The sequence below is a fragment of the Rhizobium sp. SRI_017 genome, assembly GCF_057586295.1.
This window is the reverse complement of the sequence record NZ_JBYCZP010000004.1, coordinates 189,509-210,953: the sequence shown is the minus strand read 5'-3', so window position 1 is coordinate 210,953 and position 21,445 is coordinate 189,509. Positions and strand designations below refer to the sequence as shown.

18 protein-coding genes and 2 tRNA genes are annotated in these 21,445 nt (G+C 61.3%); 11 read left to right on the top strand and 9 right to left on the bottom strand.

Translation table 11 applies throughout. The annotated features are described in order from the left end of the window. Nucleotides 1-46: 46 nt before the first annotated feature. From ilvD to AC2YI2_RS11195, 3 genes are all read right to left on the bottom strand, one after another. Entirely contained in the window at nt 47-1,891 is a 1,845-nt protein-coding gene (gene ilvD, locus AC2YI2_RS11205) for a dihydroxy-acid dehydratase (RefSeq protein WP_487386551.1), read from the bottom strand. Between the two features lie 190 nt (nt 1,892-2,081). Then, nucleotides 2,082-2,879: a tetratricopeptide repeat protein gene (locus AC2YI2_RS11200; protein WP_487386550.1), complete on the bottom strand. Its 798-nt coding sequence runs from the start codon at nt 2,877-2,879 to the stop codon at nt 2,082-2,084. Between the two features lie 401 nt (nt 2,880-3,280). Continuing rightward, nucleotides 3,281-6,109 carry a valine--tRNA ligase gene (locus AC2YI2_RS11195; protein ID WP_487386549.1) on the bottom strand — a complete coding sequence of 943 codons (2,829 nt, stop codon included), beginning with the start codon at nt 6,107-6,109 and terminating at the stop codon, nt 3,281-3,283. A 172-nt stretch (nt 6,110-6,281) separates the two neighbouring features. Between AC2YI2_RS11195 and AC2YI2_RS11190 the strand changes: the two genes are divergently transcribed. After that, nucleotides 6,282-6,743 (top strand): cupin domain-containing protein, encoded by a 462-nt coding sequence (locus tag AC2YI2_RS11190; RefSeq protein ID WP_487386548.1) that lies wholly within the window; start codon nt 6,282-6,284, stop codon nt 6,741-6,743. Nucleotides 6,744-6,752: 9 nt separating this feature from the next. Here AC2YI2_RS11190 and AC2YI2_RS11185 read toward each other — a convergent pair whose 3' ends face one another. The 5 genes from AC2YI2_RS11185 to AC2YI2_RS11165 form a co-directional block, all read right to left on the bottom strand. Then, nucleotides 6,753-7,607, bottom strand: a complete 855-nt coding sequence (locus AC2YI2_RS11185) for a PopZ family protein (protein WP_487386547.1) — start codon at nt 7,605-7,607, stop codon at nt 6,753-6,755. A gap of 167 nt (nt 7,608-7,774) precedes the next feature. Continuing rightward, nucleotides 7,775-9,178: a TolC family outer membrane protein gene (locus tag AC2YI2_RS11180; protein WP_487386546.1), complete on the bottom strand. Its 1,404-nt coding sequence runs from the start codon at nt 9,176-9,178 to the stop codon at nt 7,775-7,777. A 251-nt stretch (nt 9,179-9,429) separates the two neighbouring features. Continuing rightward, nucleotides 9,430-10,080, bottom strand: a complete 651-nt coding sequence (locus AC2YI2_RS11175) for a protein-L-isoaspartate O-methyltransferase family protein (protein WP_487386545.1) — start codon at nt 10,078-10,080, stop codon at nt 9,430-9,432. A gap of 112 nt (nt 10,081-10,192) precedes the next feature. Beyond that, nucleotides 10,193-10,266, bottom strand: a tRNA-Cys gene (locus AC2YI2_RS11170). Nucleotides 10,267-10,500: 234 nt separating this feature from the next. After that, nucleotides 10,501-10,575, bottom strand: a tRNA-Asn gene (locus AC2YI2_RS11165). Nucleotides 10,576-10,766: 191 nt separating this feature from the next. Here AC2YI2_RS11165 and AC2YI2_RS11160 point away from each other — a divergent pair. From AC2YI2_RS11160 to AC2YI2_RS11115, 10 genes are all read left to right on the top strand, one after another. After that, entirely contained in the window at nt 10,767-12,218 is a 1,452-nt protein-coding gene (locus AC2YI2_RS11160) for a cryptochrome/photolyase family protein (protein ID WP_487386544.1), read from the top strand. A gap of 57 nt (nt 12,219-12,275) precedes the next feature. Then, nucleotides 12,276-13,184 (top strand): LysR family transcriptional regulator, encoded by a 909-nt coding sequence (locus AC2YI2_RS11155; protein ID WP_487386543.1) that lies wholly within the window; start codon nt 12,276-12,278, stop codon nt 13,182-13,184. A gap of 106 nt (nt 13,185-13,290) precedes the next feature. Next, nucleotides 13,291-14,451: an ABC transporter substrate-binding protein gene (locus AC2YI2_RS11150; protein WP_487386542.1), complete on the top strand. Its 1,161-nt coding sequence runs from the start codon at nt 13,291-13,293 to the stop codon at nt 14,449-14,451. A 265-nt stretch (nt 14,452-14,716) separates the two neighbouring features. Continuing rightward, nucleotides 14,717-15,718 carry an ABC transporter ATP-binding protein gene (locus tag AC2YI2_RS11145; protein ID WP_487386541.1) on the top strand — a complete coding sequence of 334 codons (1,002 nt, stop codon included), beginning with the start codon at nt 14,717-14,719 and terminating at the stop codon, nt 15,716-15,718. Then, the gene (locus tag AC2YI2_RS11140; RefSeq protein WP_487386540.1) at nt 15,715-16,665 is read left to right on the top strand and encodes an ABC transporter permease; all 951 of its coding nucleotides are present in this window, start codon (nt 15,715-15,717) and stop codon (nt 16,663-16,665) included. The genes AC2YI2_RS11145 and AC2YI2_RS11140 overlap by 4 nt, the downstream gene beginning before the upstream one ends. Beyond that, complete coding sequence (locus AC2YI2_RS11135) at nt 16,655-17,272, top strand: hypothetical protein (protein WP_487386539.1); 618 nt, start codon at nt 16,655-16,657, stop codon at nt 17,270-17,272. Before AC2YI2_RS11140 ends, AC2YI2_RS11135 begins: the two co-directional genes overlap by 11 nt. After that, nucleotides 17,259-18,077 carry an ABC transporter permease gene (locus tag AC2YI2_RS11130; protein WP_487386538.1) on the top strand — a complete coding sequence of 273 codons (819 nt, stop codon included), beginning with the start codon at nt 17,259-17,261 and terminating at the stop codon, nt 18,075-18,077. Before AC2YI2_RS11135 ends, AC2YI2_RS11130 begins: the two co-directional genes overlap by 14 nt. An 11-nt stretch (nt 18,078-18,088) precedes the next feature. Continuing rightward, nucleotides 18,089-19,513 carry a gamma-aminobutyraldehyde dehydrogenase gene (locus AC2YI2_RS11125; RefSeq protein ID WP_487386537.1) on the top strand — a complete coding sequence of 475 codons (1,425 nt, stop codon included), beginning with the start codon at nt 18,089-18,091 and terminating at the stop codon, nt 19,511-19,513. A gap of 30 nt (nt 19,514-19,543) precedes the next feature. Then, nucleotides 19,544-19,891, top strand: a complete 348-nt coding sequence (locus tag AC2YI2_RS11120; RefSeq protein WP_487386536.1) for a cupin domain-containing protein — start codon at nt 19,544-19,546, stop codon at nt 19,889-19,891. A 4-nt stretch (nt 19,892-19,895) separates the two neighbouring features. Then, nucleotides 19,896-20,786 (top strand): MBL fold metallo-hydrolase, encoded by an 891-nt coding sequence (locus tag AC2YI2_RS11115; protein WP_487386535.1) that lies wholly within the window; start codon nt 19,896-19,898, stop codon nt 20,784-20,786. Here AC2YI2_RS11115 and AC2YI2_RS11110 read toward each other — a convergent pair whose 3' ends face one another. After that, nucleotides 20,787-21,419: a LysE family translocator gene (locus tag AC2YI2_RS11110; protein WP_487386534.1), complete on the bottom strand. Its 633-nt coding sequence runs from the start codon at nt 21,417-21,419 to the stop codon at nt 20,787-20,789. It lies immediately after the preceding gene. Between the last annotated feature and the right edge of the window lie 26 nt (nt 21,420-21,445).

Sequence of the window (21,445 nt, the reverse complement as noted above, 5' to 3'; positions counted from 1 at the left end):
GCGCGGGCTTTCACCCGCGCGTTTTTCGTTGAATGCCTTGTCGAGCCTACTTGCTGTAGGCGTTGAGGTCGCGCACGGCGCCACGGTCGGCGCTGGTCGCGAAGGCGGCATAGGCCTTGAGCGCCGTGGTGACATTGCGCTTGCGGGGCGCGGCTGGCTTCCAGCCGAGCGCATTCTGCTCCGCTCGGCGTTCAGCCAGAACGGCTTCATCGACCCGAAGCGAGATCGTGCGGTTCGGGATATCGATGTCGATCATATCGCCTTCGCGCACGAGGCCGATCGTGCCGCCTTGGGCCGCTTCCGGCGAGGCATGGCCGATCGAGAGACCGGAGGTCCCGCCGGAGAAGCGGCCGTCGGTGATCAGCGCGCAAGCCTTACCCAGACCCTTGGATTTCAGATAGCTGGTCGGATAGAGCATTTCCTGCATGCCCGGGCCACCCTTCGGGCCCTCGTAGCGGATGACGACGACATCGCCTTCGACGACCTCGTTGCTGAGGATCGCCTTGACGGAGGCGTCCTGGCTTTCGAACACGCGTGCGGGACCCGAGAATTTCAGGATGCTCTCGTCAACACCGGCAGTCTTGACGATGCAGCCGTCGAGCGCGAGGTTGCCGTACAGCACGGCGAGGCCACCATCCTTGGAGAAGGGGTGCTCGACCGAGCGGATAACGCCCTTCTCGCGATCGGTATCGAGGTCTTCCCAGCGCTCACTCTGGCTGAAAGCGACCTGGGTTGGCACGCCGCCCGGAGCAGCCCGGTAGAAGTCACGGACGGCCTCACTGTTGGTGCGGGTGATGTCCCAGCGGTCGATTGCATCGCCGAGCGTCGCTTCATGCACGGTGGGGCAATCACGATTGATCAGGCCGCCGCGGTCGAGTTCGCCAAGGATCGACATGATGCCGCCGGCGCGGTGGACGTCCTCCATATGGACATCGCTCTTGGCCGGCGCGACCTTGGAGAGGCAGGGCACGCGACGCGAGAGAGCATCGATGTCCTTCATCGTGAAATCGACGTCGCCTTCGTGCGCGGCAGCGAGGATATGCAGAACCGTATTGGTTGATCCACCCATGGCGATGTCGAGCGCCATGGCATTCTCGAAGGCCTTCTTCGAGGCGACCTTGCGTGGCAGGACGCTTTCGTCCTCCTGCTCATAGTAGCGGCGGGCAATATCGACGATGAGATGGCCCGCCTCGACGAAGAGCCGCCTACGGTCCGCGTGGGTGGCGAGCGTCGAGCCGTTGCCGGGCAACGACAGGCCAAGCGCCTCGGTTAGGCAATTCATCGAATTGGCAGTGAACATGCCCGAGCACGACCCGCAGGTCGGACAGGCCGACCGCTCGATGACCGCGACGTCTTCATCACTGATCTTGTCGTCGGCAGCAGCGACCATGGCGTCGACGAGGTCGAGCGCGACCTTCTTGCCGTGCATGACGACCTTGCCGGCTTCCATCGGACCACCGGATACGAAGACCGAGGGGATGTTGAGGCGGAGCGATGCCATCAGCATGCCGGGCGTGATCTTGTCGCAATTGGAGATGCAGACCATCGCGTCGGCGCAATGGGCATTGACCATATATTCGACGCTGTCGGCGATCAGTTCGCGCGACGGCAGCGAATAGAGCATGCCGTCATGGCCCATAGCAATGCCGTCGTCGACGGCGATCGTGTTGAATTCCTTGGCGACGCCGCCAGCCGCCTCGATCTCGCGCGCCACGAGCTGGCCGAGATCCTTGAGATGGACGTGACCCGGCACGAACTGGGTGAAGGAATTGACCACGGCAATGATCGGCTTGCCGAAGTCGCTATCCTTCATGCCTGTGGCACGCCAGAGCCCGCGGGCGCCGGCCATGTTGCGGCCATGGGTGGTGGTTCTCGAGCGATAAGCGGGCATGGTCTTGTCCTCAGATGTCGAACTGCAATCCATCGCCGCAAAAAGCGGCTGCGGAGCACGAAATTCAGCCGTGGTATCGGAAATGGGCTGGGAAGTCACTATCGACAAGCCCTGTTCCGGTACGCCTCTTGCTAGCACAAAAAGCAACGCCGGCCCATGGCCGGCGACGGAACTGCTGTCTGGACTAAGCCTAATCCGCGCCCTTGCGGATATTGACCGCTAGCGCCAGTGCCGTCCGGCGCTCGTCTTCCGAAACGATCGAGAAGGCCTGTTCCTGGAGCGGCTGCAGCCATTCGCGGTCGGCGGTCGTACAAGTGTCAAGTGCAGCGGTCATATAGGCCAGCCCGCGCACCGTCTGGCCCTCTTGGAAGAGGACATTGCCGAAGACGGCCATGGCGCCGGGATGACCCTCGCGGCGGGCGTGGTTCAGCCACTTCTTGGCCTGCTTGATATTGGCCTCGCCGCCTTCGCCCGCGAGCAGCATCTTGGCGAGCCGGAACTGCGCCTCGGCATCGCCGAAGGTGGAGGCCGCCTGGAAATAGAGCTGGCGCGCGGTGGAGAGGTCCGGGTGAACCGGGCTTTCCGGGATGCCGCGATAGTAGTACCCGGCAAGCGCCTTCAGCGCATTGACGAAGAATCCGGTGTCGTTCGAGCCCGGCTCGACACCCTGGCTGGCGATCTCGGAATAGATCTTGAAGGCCTCGAAATCGTTCTTCACCACGCCGTCGCCATCGGCATACATGGTGGCAAGCGCCCAGCGCGAACCGGTATGGCCCATTTCGGCGGCGTAGCGGTAGGCCTCGACGGCCTCTTCCTTGTTGCCTTCGCGGTAGGCCTTGAAACCATGTCGGAAAAGATCGAACGGACCAGCACTCTTGGACACGCTGGCATTGGGATCGAGCGCGAGCGCAGCCGGCGCGGTCGCCAGCACGGCAAGTGCGGCGCCCAGGATAACTCCACTCAACTTAGTCAACGCAAGCTTCGGCATCTACTCGGTGTCTTTCAGTGTCCAGGAAGGGCAAACGCCTTCCAACGCAGCACGCCGTTCGACAAGGACTGCGAGGACACGGTATTCAAACCTCGGCAAACAGTTTTCACCATTCGCGGAATTGAAGAGGCTTGCGATTTCCCGTGCGGTTCCGTTCATTCTGTCCTTGACGCACCGGGTCTGAACCCATCTGCGCGCTTTCTTGCAGCATCGCTGCTCCTGTTTTGTGGCAGGAAATGGACCGATTTTCCATACATCCGGCAGCGTCCGGAGAATAACGGGAAATGTGTTGCGAAATCGTCACAAGGCGGAAAGCGCCGGAAAATTAACAAAAGGCCGGGGTCGTATGACCCCGGCCCAATGAGCGAAATTAGAGAAAACTAGCCGCTGAGGGGCTCCGATCAAATTTCCGCGAGTCGAGCAAGCGCGGCGTCGAGGCTCGCGAGCTGCTGGGTCAACTCGGCGAGTTTCTCGCGTTCTGCCTCGACGAGTTCCGGCTTCGCATTGGCGACGAACTTTTCGTTGCTGAGCTTGGCGTTGATCCGATCGATTTCGGCTTGCGTCTTGTCGCGGCTTTTCGCGAGCCGCCCCTTCTCGGCATCGAGATCGATCAGCGAGCCGAGCGGCAGGCAGGCGGTGGCCTCGCCGACCACGATCTGTGCTGCGCCTTTGGGCGCGACGTCGGCGAAGGATATGCCATCGACGCGCGCGAGGCGCTCAATCGCGGCGCCTTGGCGTTCACTGCGTTCACGTGTCAGCGCATTTGCGCCGACGATGACCAGTGGTGCCTTGGCCCCAGGCGGCACGTTCATCTCGGCGCGTGCCGAACGAATGCCGCTGACAACCTCGATCAGCCAGTTGATCTCGTCGGCCGCAGCCTTGTCGGCAAAACCCGATGTCGGCCAATCGGCATGGCAGAGCAGGCTGTCACGCGCCGCAGTGTGCTCCCAAAGCTCTTCGGTCATGAAGGGCATGAAGGGATGCAGTAGCTTATAGGTTTCTGACAGCACATAGGCCGCACAGGCCTGCGCCTCGGCCTTTGCCACTTCATCTTCGCCCATGAAGATCGGCTTGAGCAATTCGAGATACCAGTCGCAATACTGGTTCCACACGAAGCGGTAGAGCGAGCCGGCCGCCTCGTTGAACCTGAACTGTTCGATGCCTTGTGTGACCAGCGTCACAGTGTCGGCCAATTCGGTCAGGATCCAACGGTTGACCGTGAGCTTGGCGGCCTCCGGACGGAAGGACAGGTCGAGCTTGACGCCGTTCATGTCGGCAAAGCGCGTCGCGTTCCAGAGCTTGGTACCGAAATTGCGGTAGCCGGCGATGCGGGCGGGATCGAGCTTCACGTCCCTGCCCTGCGCCGCCATGATGGCGAGCGTGAAGCGAAGCGCATCGGCGCCATATTCATCAATCAGCTCCAGCGGGTCGATGACGTTGCCCTTGGACTTCGACATCTTCTGGCCGTGCTTGTCGCGGACCAGCGCGTGGACATAGACGGTGTGGAACGGCTCGACGGGCTTGCCGTGCTCGTCCTTCATCAAATGCAGGCCCATCATCATCATCCGTGCGACCCAGAAGAAGATGATGTCGAAGCCGGTGACCAGAACATCGGTCTGGTAGTAGCGCGCCAGTTCCGGCGTCTTCTCGGGCCAGCCGAGCGTCGAGAACGGCCAGAGTGCCGAGGAGAACCAGGTGTCGAGAACGTCCTCGTCACGGGTGAGGATCTCGCCCGGTTTCATATTCTCGAGCTTGTCCTCGACCAGCGCCTTCATCGGGCCTTCATGGCTGAGATAGTGCTGGATCGCCGCATGCAGGGCCTCTTCCTCGGTCTTCTCGACGAAAACGGTGCCATCAGGACCGTACCACGCGGGGATCTGGTGACCCCACCAGAGCTGACGCGAGACGCACCAGGGCTGGATGTTTTCCATCCATTCAAAATAGGTCTTTTCCCAGTTCTTCGGGACGAAGTTGGTGCGGCCTTCGCGGACCGAGGCTATGGCAGGCTTGGCCAGCGTCGCGGCATCGACATACCATTGTTCGGTCAGGCGCGGCTCGATCGGCACACCGCCACGGTCGCCATGCGGGACCATGTGGGTGTGGGGCTCGATCTTGTCGAGGAAGCCGCCCTCCTCCATGACCGTAACGATGAACTTGCGCGCCTCAAAGCGGTCCATGCCTTCGAGCTGGTCCCAGAGGCCAAGCTGAAGCGTGTTCGGCGCGAGGCCTTCGAGAAATTCCTCGTTTTCCGCTATGGTGATGCGGGCGTCGGTGGTGAGGACATTGACCATCCGAAGACCGGCGCGCTTGCCGACTTCGAAGTCATTGAAATCATGCGCCGGCGTCATCTTGACGGCGCCGGTGCCGGCTTCCGGATCGGGGTACTCGTCCGCGACAATGGGAATCCGACGGCCGACGATCGGCAGGGTGGCGTGTTTGCCGATCAGCGACTGGTAGCGCGTATCCGAGGGATGAACGGCGATGCCGGTGTCACCCAGCATGGTCTCGGGGCGGGTCGTGGCAACGACGAGGTAGTCTCGCGTCTCGGTGATGACGGTCTGCGTGTCTTCGTTGTAGCCGACAGGGTGCTCATAGGTGACGCCGGGCTCGAGCGGATAGCGCAGGTGCCAGAGACTGCCCTTGACCTCGACCTGCTCGACTTCGAGGTCGGAGATCGCGGTGAGCAGCTTCGGATCCCAGTTGACAAGACGCTTGTCCTTGTAGAGCAGGCCCTCCTTGTAGAGCCGGACGAAGACTTCAAGCACCGCCTCGGACAGGCCCTCGTCCATGGTGAAGCGTTCGCGCGACCAGTCGCAGGACGCGCCGAGGCGCCTGAGCTGATTGAAGATCATGCCGCCGGATTCGTCCTTCCACTGCCAGATGCGCTCGACGAAGGCCTCGCGGCCCATCTCGCGGCGCGAGGGCTCCTGGCGTTCCATCAGCTGGCGCTCGACGACCATCTGAGTCGCGATACCCGCATGATCCATGCCGGGCTGCCACAGAACGTCCTTGCCACGCATCCGCTCGAAGCGGATCATGATGTCCTGCAGGGTATTGTTGAGCGCGTGGCCCATATGCAGCGAGCCGGTGACATTCGGCGGCGGGATGACGATGCAGAAGGACTCTGCGCCCGGCTTGGCATTGGCGCCAGCCGCGAACGCATCCGCATCTTCCCATGCCTTGGCGATACGGGGTTCGATCGAAGCGGAATCATAGGTCTTTTCGAGCATCGTGGCGTGTCCGTCGGTTCAAATTCGCGAGCCTTCCGTAATCGCTTGGGCTCGCCGAAGTCAATGCAGAAGGCGAAAAAGCGGAACGGCGATGGACGAGACTTGTTCGGCGTCGCAGAATTCGGCAAGTTCCTCATTCAATGTGCAGGTCACGGTTCCAGGGAGAAGCGCCATGCCGAAGGTCGATATCGCAGCTGTGCCGAAGCACAGGGGCGTAGGCTATCCGCAGCCTTTCGATGGTCAATCTGCCGACCGCATCCGCCAGCGGCTCGGCGATGCCGGCGGCCTCAGCGATTTCGGCATCAACCTCACGCAGCTGCCACCCGGCAACTGGTCGAGCCAGCGACACTGGCATTCGCATGAAGACGAGTGCGTCTACATTCTCGAAGGCGAAATCGTGCTGATCGAAGATGCCGGCGAGACTGTTCTTGTGGCCGGTGACTTTGCGGTCTTTCCGAAAGCAACCGGCAATGGTCACCATTTGGTGAACCGGTCGGACAAGGTGGCGGTCTATCTCGAAGTCGGCTCACGCCAGCCCGAAGACCTGACGACCTGCTCTGACATCGACATGATGAGCGCAAACTCGGACGGGCGCTTCGTTCACAAGGACGGAACGCCCTATCCCAGTCAATGATCGCAGGCGTTAGCGGCGATTGCCGCGCGCGACCCGCTCAATTTCCTCGCGCACCAGTCGCTCAACAAGTGTCGGCAGATTTTCATCGAGCCATTCCTGCAGCATGGGGCGAAGGAGATCGGCAGCAATGTCGTCATAGGAACGACGCTCGGCCTCGTCGATGGCGACTGCGAGATCCTGAAAGGAACGAGCGACTTGCTGGCCGGCATCAACGGAGATCAAGGATGTCGGCGCTGCGGATTCGCTCGCGGCCGACTTGGAAATCACCGTTTCCGGCTCAACCTTTGCCATAACCGGCATGTCTTCGACGTGATGCGATTCCTCCATGCGCGTCAGTTCTTCGCGCGGCGCTTCCGAATGGGCAGACAGTTCGTTCCAGTCGACCTGCGGCCGCTCCGCTTGCAGCGAGCCACCGGCTGCGGCCATCCGGCTCGTCATTAGCGGGCTGGTGGGCGGCGCGAAATTTTCTTCGGCCGGCTGCGGCGCCAGTTCACGAAGCCCAGGATTGCGCTCCGACGCGGCACGCACGCGCGCCGCGACATCGGCGAGCGAGAGCGAACGCTGCGGCTGGGCGGCTACATCCTGCTCCCTCGGCGCGGCGGCGCGCGGCGCCTCGGCGCGTTCGGCGAAGAAAGCCTCTTCCATCGGCTGGCGGGCAGGCTCCTGTCGCGACGCGAACACGTCGTCGATGGTTAGTGGCACCTCTTCCATGTCATCGTTGGCGGCGCTGCCGGAAAAACCCTCGGGCTCGGCCATGCCGGTCGCGACACCCGGCGGCACGGGATCGTTGCTTTCAATGATCCGGCGGATCGACGCCAGAATCTCATCCATGGAAGGTTCACGCACTACATTTGGCTGGGCCATTGTCTTCCCCGCATCGCCGCATTTCAATTCTCGCGCCGCTCGTACGGCACTCGCGGCAACTTACGTCATCGCCGCATCCGAAAGAACCGGCGCGAATCGAATTCGGAGAATGATGCACAGATTTGTCGAGAAGATGAATCCCGCAACCTACGAAAAGCGCTTGTAAATTAGCGTCCGTCAACCGTACGGAGGCCGAACCAGGCGTCCTTGACCTTCTCGTAATGCTCTTCCGGCTTGTACTCGGCGACCTTCAGGTCCTGATTCTCGATGGTCAGGCGGCCGATCGAGGCGATGATGGAGTAGCTTGCCACCACGGCGTCGCGCTGCGAAACCGCAAGATTCTCTTTCGCGTTGAGAACCGTGGCCTGGACCTGGAGCACGTCGAGTGCGGTGGCCTGGCCAAATTGCCGCTCTTCGGTCAGCTGAGCCAAAGCATCGTTGGCTGCCTTGACTTGCATTCTTCCCGCCTCGACCGAGGCAACGGCAGCCTCATATTGCGCCATGGCGGCAACGATGGTCTTTTGCACGTCAAGCCGGACGCTGTCGAGCATGATGCGCTGCTGGCCCAGCTTTTCCTTCGCCTGGCGGATCTGGCCATACTCGGCGCCGCCTTGATAGATCGGGACGTTCAGGCGGGCGGTGACGGATTGCGACGCGTAGTTGGAAAGGCTTCGCTCGGCACGTGTCCCATCAGTACTCTGCATCTGGCCCTGTATCACCACGCCCGGCAGCATGGCGCCCTCGGCCGACTTCACTTGAAAGCCCGCGGCGTCGACCGCATGCATCGTCGCCAGAATTTGCGGATGTTCGCGCCAGCCGGTGGCGACGGCATTGTCTATGCTCTTTGGCAGGTTGCGCGAGGTCGGCTTCGGCTGCTTGATACCATTGGGAGTATCGCCCACGATCTGGACATACACCGCCTGGCTTTGCTTCAGCTGCGAGTCCGCCTGTGCAACAAGGGCGATCGCTCGCGCGACCTCCGCTTCGGCAAGGCTGACATCTGTCTTCGTGCCTTCACCGACATTGAGCCGCTCTTTGGAGGCACCGACTTGCTCCCTTAGAAAGGAAAGGTTCTGCTTGCGGTAGCCGAGGATCTGCTGATCGCGCGCGATGTTCGAATAGGCCTCCGCCGCAGACAGGAGGATCTGAATCTCCCTGGCACGGAGCGAGGCGCGCTCAGAGAACACGGTGGCTTCTGCAGCCCGAACGTTGTTGAGCGTTTGGAACCCGTCGAATACTTGCTGCGTGATGGTCAGACCGCGCTGATGCGAATAAGCCTTGAGATGATCGTCGCTCACCCCGGCGGGGTTTTCCACACTTGGAGCTTCCACCTGAAAATTCGGCCCGACATTGTCGTACCAAGTCTGCGTCCGCTGCGCAAAAGCCGAAATCTGCGGGCGCCATCCAGCCTTGGCGATCGTCACGCCTTCGTCAGTTGCGCGCAAGCCTGCGCGTGCAGCATTGAGGTCAGGGTTGTTCTCATAGGCCTTGGCCATGGCATCGAGGATCGTATCGGCGCGGACCTGAATCGGTGCCAGCACCGGCACGAGGATCGCTGCCAGCAATGCCATTTTGAACTTCAACACGCCTTACACCCTACCCTTGGCGTCATTTGCGCCTGACGCGGACCTTCGTCCGTCTTCAACTCTGCCCGGAGCCCGCCAAAAACAACTCGGCAGCCTCCTGACCGACAAATGCGCGCAAACTATGAACAAGCATACCCGGCGCGGCAATCGTCAATAGCCGCATGTGCCAGGAATGCACAGTCACGTTGCGGTTCGGCAACAGCTACATCATGCCGCAGCGAACGACTTGATCCGGCTCAGAACTGGAATTCCGGGGTCTTGGTGAAGCCAGACAGCAACCGCACGGAGGCGTTGAAAGCGAAGCGCTCGGACTGTGTGCCGCCTTCCCGGACATAAATCCGCGCGCCGGATGACTGTCCGCGGCCGACGACCGCCACAAGTTTGCCACCTTCCTTGAGCTGGGCGAACAGCGCCTCGGGCAACTCCTCGACGGCACCGCCAACGATGATCAGGTCATAGGGACCTTTCGCGGCATGGCCGGCGGCGAGGTCGCCGGTCACGACCGTGACGTTCGAGAGGCCGGCGGCCTCGATATTGGCTTTCGCCACGGCGGCAATGTCAGCATCGGCTTCGAGCGCGACAACGGACGCAGCAAGGTGGCCGAGAAGCGCGGCTGTGTAACCCGTGCCAGCGCCGAGATCGAGAACGTTATCCGTCGGGCGGATTTCCGCGAGCTGCAGCATCTTGGCGAGCGGCGACGGCGCCATCAGAAAGCGACCCGGCGCGATTTCGACGTCGTTGTCGATATAGGCGACGGCCTTGCGACGATCGGTGACGAAGTCCTCGCGGCGAACGGCGAGGAAAGCATTGAGCACCGGATGCGACGTCACATCCGTCGTGCGTATCTGGCCGTCCACCATCTTCAAGCGCAGCGCGGAATAATCCATGTCGGCATCCTGTTCAAACGGGTATTGTATCCGCTCTTAATCGCGCCAGCGGCGGCTTTCAAGCGGCAAAACGCAGCAGCGAAGATTAGGCACGGGGTAAGATAGACTGAGATGGAGGCCTCGCCCGGAATCGAACCGGGGTGCAAGGATTTGCAGTCCTCTGCGTAACCACTCCGCCACGAGGCCTCACTGACGAAAACCGATAAGCCCGAAAGCTTAAATATCTGTTCTCTGACGGACGGTTATGACACTGTCCGGGCGGAATTGGCGGGCTTCTAACAGGAAGGTAGAGGCTCCGCAAGGCGAAATTGGAAAGTTTCGAAAGAAGGAAAAGGCCTGCCCGGAAACCGAAAAACAAACGCCTCCAGCGCGTCACCGCGTCTGGAGGCGTGTACAGGTTCGGATCAAAGATCCTTTATATGGCTCCCCGGGCCGGATTCGAACCGGCGACCTGTCGATTAACAGTCGAATGCTCTACCGCTGAGCTACCAGGGAATGCCGCGTTGCCGCAGCGTTGCGTGGCCTAATACAAATGCTTTCCCGATTTGCCAAGCGATTTTTTGAAGAATCGGTGGAAAAGCGAGATGCGGGTAAAAAGCCTGGCAAAAGCGGCCCCCTCAAGACCTTCAGCTGAACTTTCGCACCGAGGATGCGTATGACAGCGAAAATCCCACATAGGAACGCCGATGCCGAACCCAGACCGCGCGCCATCCATTGTCTGGTTCAGACGTGACCTCCGCCTGGCCGACAATCTCGCGCTTTGCAGGGCCGTTGAGGCGGGCGGTCCCGTCATCTGCATCTACATAAGAGAACCGGGAGATTTACAAGCAGGTGCCAACGGGGCGGCGCAGGCGTGGTGGCTGCACCATTCACTCGTCGCACTCGATAAATCGCTGCGGGACCGCGGCAACGGGCTGATCACCCTGACCGGCGACCCACGACATCTCATAGAATGGCTTGTGGAAAAGACCGGCGCGCGGGCCGTGTTCTGGAATCGCCGCTATGATGGTCCGGGGCGCGAAATCGACTCCGAGATCAAGGCACGGCTGAAGGACAACGGGATCCGCGCCGAGAGCTCGCCGGGCTTTCTGCTGCACGATCCGACGGTGCTCAAGACCAAGCAGGGAAAGCACTACGCTGTCTATACGCCCTTCTGGAAGGCGTTCGAGAGCGCCTATCGCCCTCCGGAGCCGATTGCAGTGCCGGATCATATTCCATCCGGCGATTTCGATGTCGATTGCGAGTCCATCGAATCGTGGAAACTCCTCCCCCACAAACCCGATTGGGCAAAGGGATTCAAATCGCTTTGGCAGCCGGGTGAAAGCGGTTCGCAGGCAGTTCTCGAATCCTTTCTTTGCGAAAAACTGGAGCACTATGCAGAAGGTCGCGACTTCCCCGCAGACACCCACTCATCCCGGCTCTCCCCTCACCTCGCCTTTGGTGAGATCTCGCCGCATGCGATCTGGCGGGCGACAGAATTTCCCAAGGTCGACAAGGAAGACGTCACCCGGTTCCGCAAGGAAGTGGTTTGGCGGGATTTCGCCTGGCACACTTTGTTCCACAATCCGCGGCTCGACAGCGTCAATCTCGACCGGCGCTTCGATAATTTCAAATGGGACGGCAGCAAAGAGAAGCTCGAAGCCTGGAAGCGCGGCATGACAGGCTACCCCATCGTCGATGCCGGAATGCGCGAACTTTGGAACACCGGTACCATGCATAATCGCGTTCGCATGATCACCGCCTCGTTCCTCGTCAAGGACCTGTTGATCGACTGGCGCGAAGGCGAGCGCTGGTTCCGCGACACGCTGGTCGATGCCGATGCCGCCAGCAATCCGTTCAACTGGCAATGGGTGGCGGGCTGCGGTGCGGACGCTTCGCCCTTTTTCCGCATTTTCAATCCGGTGCTCCAAGGCGAGAAATTCGACCACCGCGGAGCGTATGTCCGGCGATGGTGCCCGGAGCTTGCCAAATTGCCGGATGCTGTCGTTCATCGCCCCTTTGAGGCGCAGGAGAACATGCTGAAAAAGGCCGGAGTCGTACTAGGAGAGGATTATCCTGAGCCCGTTGTCGACCACGGCAAAGCCAGGGATATTGCACTGGCGACTCTAAAGGCGATGCGCGGCGTACCTGAGGACTGATCGTCCTCTCATCCGGCGACTTGCCAATCCTCGCCCCGCCATGCGATCAACACCGGCATGGCCTTCACGCTGCGTCAGCTCCAATATTTCATCGCCGTTGCCGAACAGGGAACCGTGAGCGGTGCCGCGCAAGCCCTTTCGATTTCACAATCTTCCGTCACCGAGGCCGTGAAGGAGCTGGAGAACGATCTCGGCGTCACGCTTTTCGAACGCCACTCGCGCGGGCTGACGATCACCCATGACGGTCATCAGTTCCTGAGGCATGCGACCAACATCCTCACCCAGGTCTCGGATGCACGGCGCGCCTTCTCGGACAAGAAGGAGGAGACAACGGGATCGCTCAATCTCGGGGTCACCTCGCTGGTGGCGGGCTATGTGCTTTCGGATCTCCTGCGCCGCTATCGCCGCGCCTATCCCGGCGTCGATGTGTCGGCGATCGAGGACAATGGCAGCTATCTCGAACATCTCCTGATCGGCGGCGAGCTCGATATCGCCGTCATGACGATTTCCAATCTGCGCGACCGCATGGCCCTGCAGGCTGAGATCATCGAAACGTCGCCTTACCGTCTCTGGCTGCCGCTTGGCCACAAGCTCGGCGGCGCCGATATCATCTCGGTCAAGGACATCGCCCGTGAACCGCTGATCATGCTGACGGTGGACGAGATCGAGGAGAATACCGGCAAGCTGCTCACCGCACTCGGCGCCAAGCCGCATGTCGCCTTCCGCACACGGTCGGTCGAGGCGGTGCGCAGCCTCGTCGCGACGGGAGCCGGCATCGCGCTCTTGCCGGATCTCGTCTATCGACCCTGGTCACTGGAAGGTGATCGGATTGAGAGCCGGGATGTCTCGGGCGCCCTGCCCGTCGTTCAGGTCGGGCTTGTCTGGCGGCGCGGATCGAGCCTGCCGGCCGCCGCCAAGGAGTTCCTGCGCGTGGCGGAGACGGCGCGGGCGGTTAGGGATAGATAGATATCGGAAAATCCGAATTCATTATTCTGCACAATGAATTTGCGAAAGCGGCGAAAAAGAGGCTTCATGTCGCCCGTGGGAACCTAACCAAAAACGGGAGACGGGCATGAAGACTTTTCTTAAAGCCACGACAGCACTCGCCATCGCCGCCAGCTTTACGACCAACGTTGTTGCCGCCGAGGCGCTCAAGGCAATCGGGCCTGGTGAAGGCGAAGTCTCGATCGTCGCCTGGGCCGGCTATATCGAGCGCGGCGAGACCGACAAGAATTACGACTGGGTCACCGAATTCGAAAAGTCGACGGGTTGCAAGGTGACGGTCAAGACCGCGGCAACGTCGGACGAAATGGTCACGCTGATGAACCAGGGTGGCTTCGACCTCGTCACCGCCTCGGGTGACGCGTCGCTCCGCCTGATCGCCGGCGGCAAGGTGGCGCCTGTCAACATCGACCTGATCAAAAGCTGGTCGACGGTGGACGACCGCCTCAAGGATGCGCCCTGGCACACGGTCGACGGCGTGCATTACGGCGTCCCCTATCAGTGGGGCCCGAATGTGCTGATGTACAACACCAAGGTCTTCGGCGACAAGGCGCCGGACAGCTGGAGCGTCGTGTTCGAAGAGCAGAACCTGCCCGACGGCAAGACCAACAAGGGCCGCGTTCAGGCCTTCGACGGTCCGATCTACATCGCCGACGGCGCGCTATACCTCAAGCAGAAGAACCCCGAACTCGGCATCAAGGACCCCTATGAGCTGAACGAGGCGCAATATGCCGCCGTGCTCGAACTGCTCAAGGGCCAGCGCTCGCTCGTCGGCCGCTACTGGCACGATGCCATGGTCCAGATCGACGACTTCAAGAATGAAGGCGTCGTGGCATCGGGCTCCTGGCCGTTCCAGGTCAACCTGCTCGAGGCGGAAAAGCAGCCTGTAAAGTCCGTCTTCCCCAAGGAAGGTGCGACGGGTTGGGCCGATACGACCATGCTGCATGCCGAAGCCGCGCATCCGAACTGCGCCTATATGTGGATGGAGCATTCGATCTCGCCCAAGGTCCAGGGTGACCTCGCCGCCTGGTTCGGCTCGGTTCCCGCGGTTCCAGCCGCCTGCAAGGGCAATGCGCTGCTGACCGACGAAGGCTGCGCGCATAACGGCTTCGACAATTTCGACAAGATCAGCTTCTGGAAGACACCGGTTGCGAAATGCGCCAGCCAGGGCGAATGCGTGCCGTATCACCGCTGGACCAACGACTACATCGCAGTGATGGGCGGGCAATGAGCCGATGAACTGGTGAGGGTGATTACCCCTCACCAACTTCGGCCAAGGTTCACTCCGTTCAACCGGCCTTCGTATCCTCTCCCACAAGGGGAGAGGTAGGGTGCGTGCACTCCGCTTATTATTTGAGCACCGTCGGTGCCACGAGTCTACCTCTCCCCTTGTGGGAGAGGATAGCAAGCCCGCATGAGCCGAAGGCGAATGCATGGGCGCGCTTGGTGAGGGGTAAGCCCTCTCGCATCCTAATATCACTGGAGACCTGATCCCCATGATCCCGGCAGTCACCTTTCGCGCCGTGTCGCGCCATTTCGGCCAAGTGAAGGCGGTCGACCAGGTCAATCTTGACATCGCCGAGGGTGAGTTCTTCGCCATGCTCGGGCCCTCGGGCTCCGGCAAGACGACCTGCCTGCGGCTGATCGCCGGCTTCGAACAACCGACCGGCGGCGAGATCCAGATCTTTGGCGAGAATGCCAATGGCGTGCCGCCCTGGAAGCGCAACGTCAACACGGTGTTCCAGGACTACGCCCTCTTTCCGCATATGAGCATCCTCGACAACGTCGCCTATGGCTTGATGGTCAAGGGCGTCGAGAAGGCCGCGCGGCTCAAGGCTGCCGAAGAGGCGCTCGCCATGGTCGCCCTGCCCGGCTACGGCACCCGCAAGGCGGGCCAGCTCTCGGGCGGCCAGCGGCAGCGCGTGGCGCTGGCCCGCGCGCTGGTCAACAAGCCCAAGGTGCTGCTGCTCGACGAGCCGCTCGGCGCGCTGGACCTCAAGCTGCGCGAGCAGATGCAGGAGGAGCTCAAGAGCCTGCAGAAGGCGCTCGGCATCACCTTCGTCTTCGTGACGCATGACCAGGGCGAAGCGCTCTCCATGGCCGACCGGGTGGCAGTCTTCAACAATGGCGGCATCGTCCAGGCTGGCACGCCGGAGGACATCTACCAGCGGCCGGCCTCGAAATTCGTCGCCGATTTCGTCGGGTCGTCCAATGTGCTTTCGCCCGACATCACCGCCAAGCTGACCGGCGAGCGCGCCTGGTCGAGCATCCGGCCTGAGCTGATCTCCCTCGGTGCGGCTGGAGATGGCGCGATCGGCTTTTCGGGCACGCTCGCCACGCGCAGCTTCCTCGGCTCGGTGACGCGGGTGGCGGTTGACGTCGATGGCCATCGGCTCCACGCCAACCTGCCGGCCGCGAGCCAGCTTCCCGCCGAGGGCGAGACGATTTCGCTTCACTTCCCCCGCACGTCGCTCACCAAGCTGGAAGACGCAGCATGAGCACCGTCACCTCTCCACCAACGATCGAGCGGGGTGGCGGCCTGCTGGACCGCCTGTCCGCCACCTTCTGGCGGCGGCCGAAGCTGCTGCTCCTGCTGATGCTGACGCCGCCGCTGCTCTGGCTCGGTATCATCTATATCGGCTCGCTCTTCGCGCTGCTCGCCCAGAGCTTTTTCTCGCTCGACGATTTCACCGGCCAGGTGAAATACGAATTCACATTGGCAACCTACCGCGAACTGTTCCGCGCCTCCAACATGGACATCATCATCCGCACGGTGACGATGGCTGCGCTTGTGACGATCGCCTCGGCGATCATCGCCTTCCCGATCGCCTATTACGCCGCGCGCTATGCCAAGGGCCGCTGGAAGGCGCTGTTCTATCTCGGCGCCATGCTGCCGCTTTGGTCGAGCTACCTGGTCAAAATCTATGCCTGGAAAATGATCCTTGCCAAGGAAGGCATCATCTCGTGGTTCTTCGGCAAGATCGGCCTGACATGGCTTCTTGAAGGCTATCTCGCACTTCCCGTCGTCGGCGGTACGTCGCTCTCGATCAGCTATACCGGCACGTTCCTCGTCTTCGTCTATGTCTGGCTGCCCTACATGATCCTGCCGGTTCAAGCCGCGCTCGAGCGCGTGCCGGGCAACCTCATCGAAGCGAGCTACGATCTCGGCGGATCGCCGCAGCAGACCTTCCGCCACGTGATCTTCCCGCTCGCGCTGCCGGGCATTATCGCAGGCTCGATCTTCACTTTCTCGCTGACGCTGGGCGACTACATCATTCCGGGCATCATCGGTTCGTCTCGGCTGTTCATCGGCCAGGCCGTCTATACGCAGCAGGGCACGGCCGGAAATATCCCGCTCGCCGCCGCCTTCTCTGTCGTCCCGATCGTTATCATGGCCTTCTACCTCTGGGCGGCCAAGCGGAAGGGGGCGTTCGATGCGATCTGACAGTCCTCGCGTTGAGCTAACCGGAGAATTTCCGGACCTCTTGGAAGAGAACCTCGTCTTGCAAAAAGAGGTTTATGCGCATTTTGGTCTAGCATTCTTCAAATTTGCGCTCGTTGAGCATTCGCTCATCAACGTGCTTACGTTTCATTTCGCCGGAGAATTGCTCCGAGCGGGCACAACGCGTTCCACAGATGAATGGATCAAATCGATCGACCAGGGCGAACGTCAAGCTGTTGCTCTCACTTTCGGAAATCTGGCTAAGAGGGTTGCGGCAATCGAGGAGTTCGTCGAACTATCGCAGGAGATATCGGAGGTAAAAAAGCTTCGCGACTATTTCGCACATCACTTCATGAGGGAAGAAGCGGCTCTGTTCGGGTCCGATGAAGGTTGTTGGTTTGCACTCGAGAAAATTGCGGAAGTGCGGAGAAAGACACTTAAGCTCGAAGAAGGTATCAAACCAAGATTCACGGCAATGTGTATCCGCCTCGGGATACCCACCCCCTCAGAAGAGCAAGTCTCTTCCCTCGTCGAGGGATATTTGTCTGAGAAGACCATGAGCGTATCGGACGGCTCAGCCAAAATGGGGTGGGAAAATGAGTCGATCTGACCGGACCAATTCCGCGCCCCTGGCACTCAAGATCGCCGCCGGCACCGGACTCCTCTTCCTCCAGTTGCCGATCCTGCTGATCTTCGTCTATGCCTTCACCACCGAGGAGAAGAGCTACAAGTGGCCGCCGCCGGGCTTCACGCTGCAGTGGTTCGGCCGCGCCTGGGATCGCCCCGATGTCTGGGCGGCGCTGTCGCTCTCGGTGCAAGTCGCGGCGATTGCCACCGCCGTGGCGTTGGTGCTCGGTACGCTCTGCGCCGCGGCTGTCGCCCGCTCGAACTTCTTCGGCAAGGAGGCGATCTCGCTGCTCGTCATCCTGCCGATCGCGCTGCCCGGCATCGTCACCGGCATCGCGCTGCGCTCCGCCTTCGGCCTGATGGAGATCCCCTTCTCGTTCTGGACCATCGTGCTCGGTCATGCGACCTTCTGTGTCGTGGTCGTCTACAACAATGCGGTGGCGCGCTTCCGGCGGCTGTCCGGTAACCTGATCGAGGCGAGCTATGATCTTGGCGCCAATGGCTTCCAGACGTTCCGCTATGTGATCCTGCCCAATATCGGCACGGCGCTGCTCGCCGGCGGCATGCTGGCCTTCGCGCTCTCCTTCGACGAGGTGATCGTGACGACCTTCACCGCCGGCCAGCAATCGACATTGCCGATCTGGATGCTCGAGGAACTGATCCGTCCGCGCGAACGCCCCGTCACCAATGTGGTGGCGATGCTGGTCGTGCTCGTGACCTTCCTGCCCATTCTGGGCGCCTACTACTTGACCCGGGAAGGCGCCGAAACCGCCGGCTCCGGAAAATAAGGGAGAAGACCATGGATACCCAAATGCTGATCGGCGCGAAATTCGAGGCCGGAACCGAAGCCGAGGAGCAGATCCTCAATCCTAAGACCGGCGACACCGTGCTTCAGCTCCCGGAAGCCTCGCCCGACCAGATCGACCGGGCCGTCGATGCCGCCGAGAAGGCCTTTACCACCTGGTCCGAGACGACGCCCGCCCAGCGCGCGGGCTACCTGCTCAAGATCGCCGATGCGATCGAGAAGGATGCCGCGGCGTTCGCCGCGCTCGAATCGCTCAATTGCGGCAAGCCGATCAATGCCGTGCTGAACGATGAAATCCCCGGGATCGTCGACTGCTATCGCTTCTTCGCCGGCGCGATCCGCTCCCTGCATGGTCCGGTCGCGGCCGAATATCTCCCGGGCTTCACCTCGATGATCCGCCGCGATCCGGTCGGCATCGTCGGCTCGATCGCGCCGTGGAACTATCCGCTGATGATGATGGCCTGGAAGCTAGCGCCGGCGCTGGCGGGCGGTAACACCGTGGTCTTCAAGCCCTCTGAACAGACGCCGCTGACCGCGCTCAAGCTTGCCAAGGTGATGGCCGATATTCTGCCCGAGGGCGTAGTCAACGTCGTGCTTGGCCGCGGCGAAACCACCGGCAACCACCTGATCAACCATCCGAAGATCAACATGGTCTCGATCACCGGCGACGTCGCCACCGGCAAGAAGGTGCTGGCGGCGGCCGCCAAGACGGTCAAGCGCACGCATCTCGAACTCGGCGGCAAGGCGCCTGTCATCATCTATGACGATGCCGATATCGATGCCGTGGTCGGTGCGATCAGAACCTTCGGCTATTACAATGCCGGCCAGGATTGCACCGCCGCCTGCCGCATCTACGCGCATGCCAAGATCCACGACAAGTTCGTCGCCGATCTCGCCAGCGCCGTCTCGACCATCAAGTACAACCAGGCCGACGACACCGAGAACGAGATCGGGCCGTTGATCTCCAAGCGCCAGCGCGACCGCGTCGCGAGCTTCGTCGAGCGTGCGTCAGAACTCGGTCATATGCAGATCGCAACCGGCGGCAAGGTCGGGTCCGACAAGGGCTTCTTCTACCAACCGACGGTCGTCGCCGGCGCCAAGCAGGACGACGAGATCGTCCGCCGCGAAGTGTTCGGCCCCGTCGTCTCCGTCACCAGCTTCGGCGACAATGACGATGTCATCGCCTGGGCTAATGACAGCGACTATGGCCTCGCCTCCTCGGTCTGGACCAAGGACGTGTCCCGCGCCATGAAGGCCTCGGCCAAGCTGCAATATGGCTGCACCTGGGTGAACACCCATTTCATGTTGACCAACGAAATGCCGCATGGCGGTGTCAAGCAGTCGGGCTATGGCAAGGACATGTCGGCCTATGCGCTGGAAGATTACACCGCCGTCCGGCATGTGATGATCGCGCATTGAATATCGCGCATTGAATGAAGGAGAGTCCGGATGGCCGGCAAGGTGATTGAGAGAGATCAGTGGGCCGACCATCCCGAGCTCTGGAAGGGCGAGTTCCAGGGCGGCGAGCATGGCGCAGACGTTTCTGTCGTCTTCTACGTCACCGACGAAATCGGCGGCGGGCCGCGACTTCACAGCCACCCTTACCCCGAAACCTTCATCATCCGCATCGGTCGCGCCCTGTTCACACTGGGCGACGAGAAAATCGAGGCGCGGGCAGGTCAGATCCTTGTGGCACCCTCGGGCATGCCGCACAAATTCGAGAATCTCGGACCAGGCCGGCTGGAGACGACTGATATTCATCTCGCTGGAAAATTCTCGACCGATTGGCTGGAGTGATCCCATGAGCGCCCTCACTGCGACGATGCGCATCCTCGAGCCCTATCCCGGCATCTACGCCTACTACGACGGGCGGATCGAAGGGAAGCGGCTGCATTCCGAAGGTCCAAACTGGGTCGACGATGGCGCTTACAGCCTTGGCATCGCTTCCTATGCGATCGTGGCGGGCGACCATGCGCTGGTCTACGACACCCACATGACCCTCGAACACGCACGGGCGATCCGAGATCATCTCGCGGCTCTCGGCGTGACACGGTTCGATGTTGTGCTCAGCCACTGGCACACCGACCATATTGCCGGCAATGAAGCCTTCGCTGATTGCCCGATCATGGCACTGGAAATGACGGCGCGGGCGATGGCCGAGAACCGCGAAAAGCTCGAGACTGGCGATCCGCCGATCAGGCCCGTCGTCATGCCGAGTCGCACATTCGCCGACCGGCTCGATCTCACGATCGGCGATCGCCGGGTCCAACTCCATCACTTCGACATCCACAGCCATGACGGCTGCGTACTCTGGCTGCCCGACGAAGGCATCCTCTTCGCCGGTGACACGCTTGAGGATGCAGTCACCTACATTTCCGAGCCAGCGCATATCGAGACCCACATTGCCGAGCTCGACCGCATGGCGACATGGCCGATTCGACGCATTCTGCCCAATCACGGTGATCCCGAACGAATCGCCCTTGGCGGTTACGACAAGAGCCTGATCACAGCCAATTGCGACTATCTCGAACGGCTGATCGATCCCGAAGAAGCAAGCCGGGCGCGGACGCAATCGCTGATGGAATTCGTCGAGCGCGACATCGCTTCAGGCGCGATTCTCTATTTCGCGCCCTATGAGACAGTGCACCGCGAGAATGTTGCCGCGGCTGGCCGTCAGCCCGTCGATACCTGATCAGCTCGCAGACCGGCGATAGAAGGCCAGCGATCCTGCAAGAGTCAGTAGCGCGCCCCCACAGATGCGATCCAGCCACAGAGCGCCAGAACGCTTGAGCAGGCGAACGGCCTGAGAACCGAGCACGGCATAGCCGAGCATGACCAAGAAATCGATCGAGGCAAAGACCAGCGCCAGCGCGACATACTGCGCGGCCTGAGGCTCCGATGGCACGATAAACTGCGGCAGGAAGGCCGAGAAGAACAGGTAGCCTTTGGGATTGGTCACCGCGACCAGAAGGCTCTTGAGAAAGATTGCCCGTCGTGAGCCCGATCCGGTTTCGGCCGCTTGTAGCGACTGGTCAAGCGAACCCTGGGAGCGGAGCAGCGTGACGCCAAGGAAGGCAAGATAGGCAACGCCGACCCATTTCACGACCGAGAACCAAAATTCGGAGGCCGCGAGCAACGCGCCAAGGCCCAGGGCGACCGCGCCGATCAGGACGAAATCCGAGAGCACGGCGCCGACCATGCCATAGACCGACCGTCCGATGCCGTAGCGCGAGCCATTGGCCAGTGCGAGCAGGACCGTTGGGCCCGGCGTTGCTATGCCGATGAAGGCAACGGCCGCGAAGGCGAGTAAGGTCAATTCGTTCATGATAGCCTCTCCCCAAAGTCGAATTC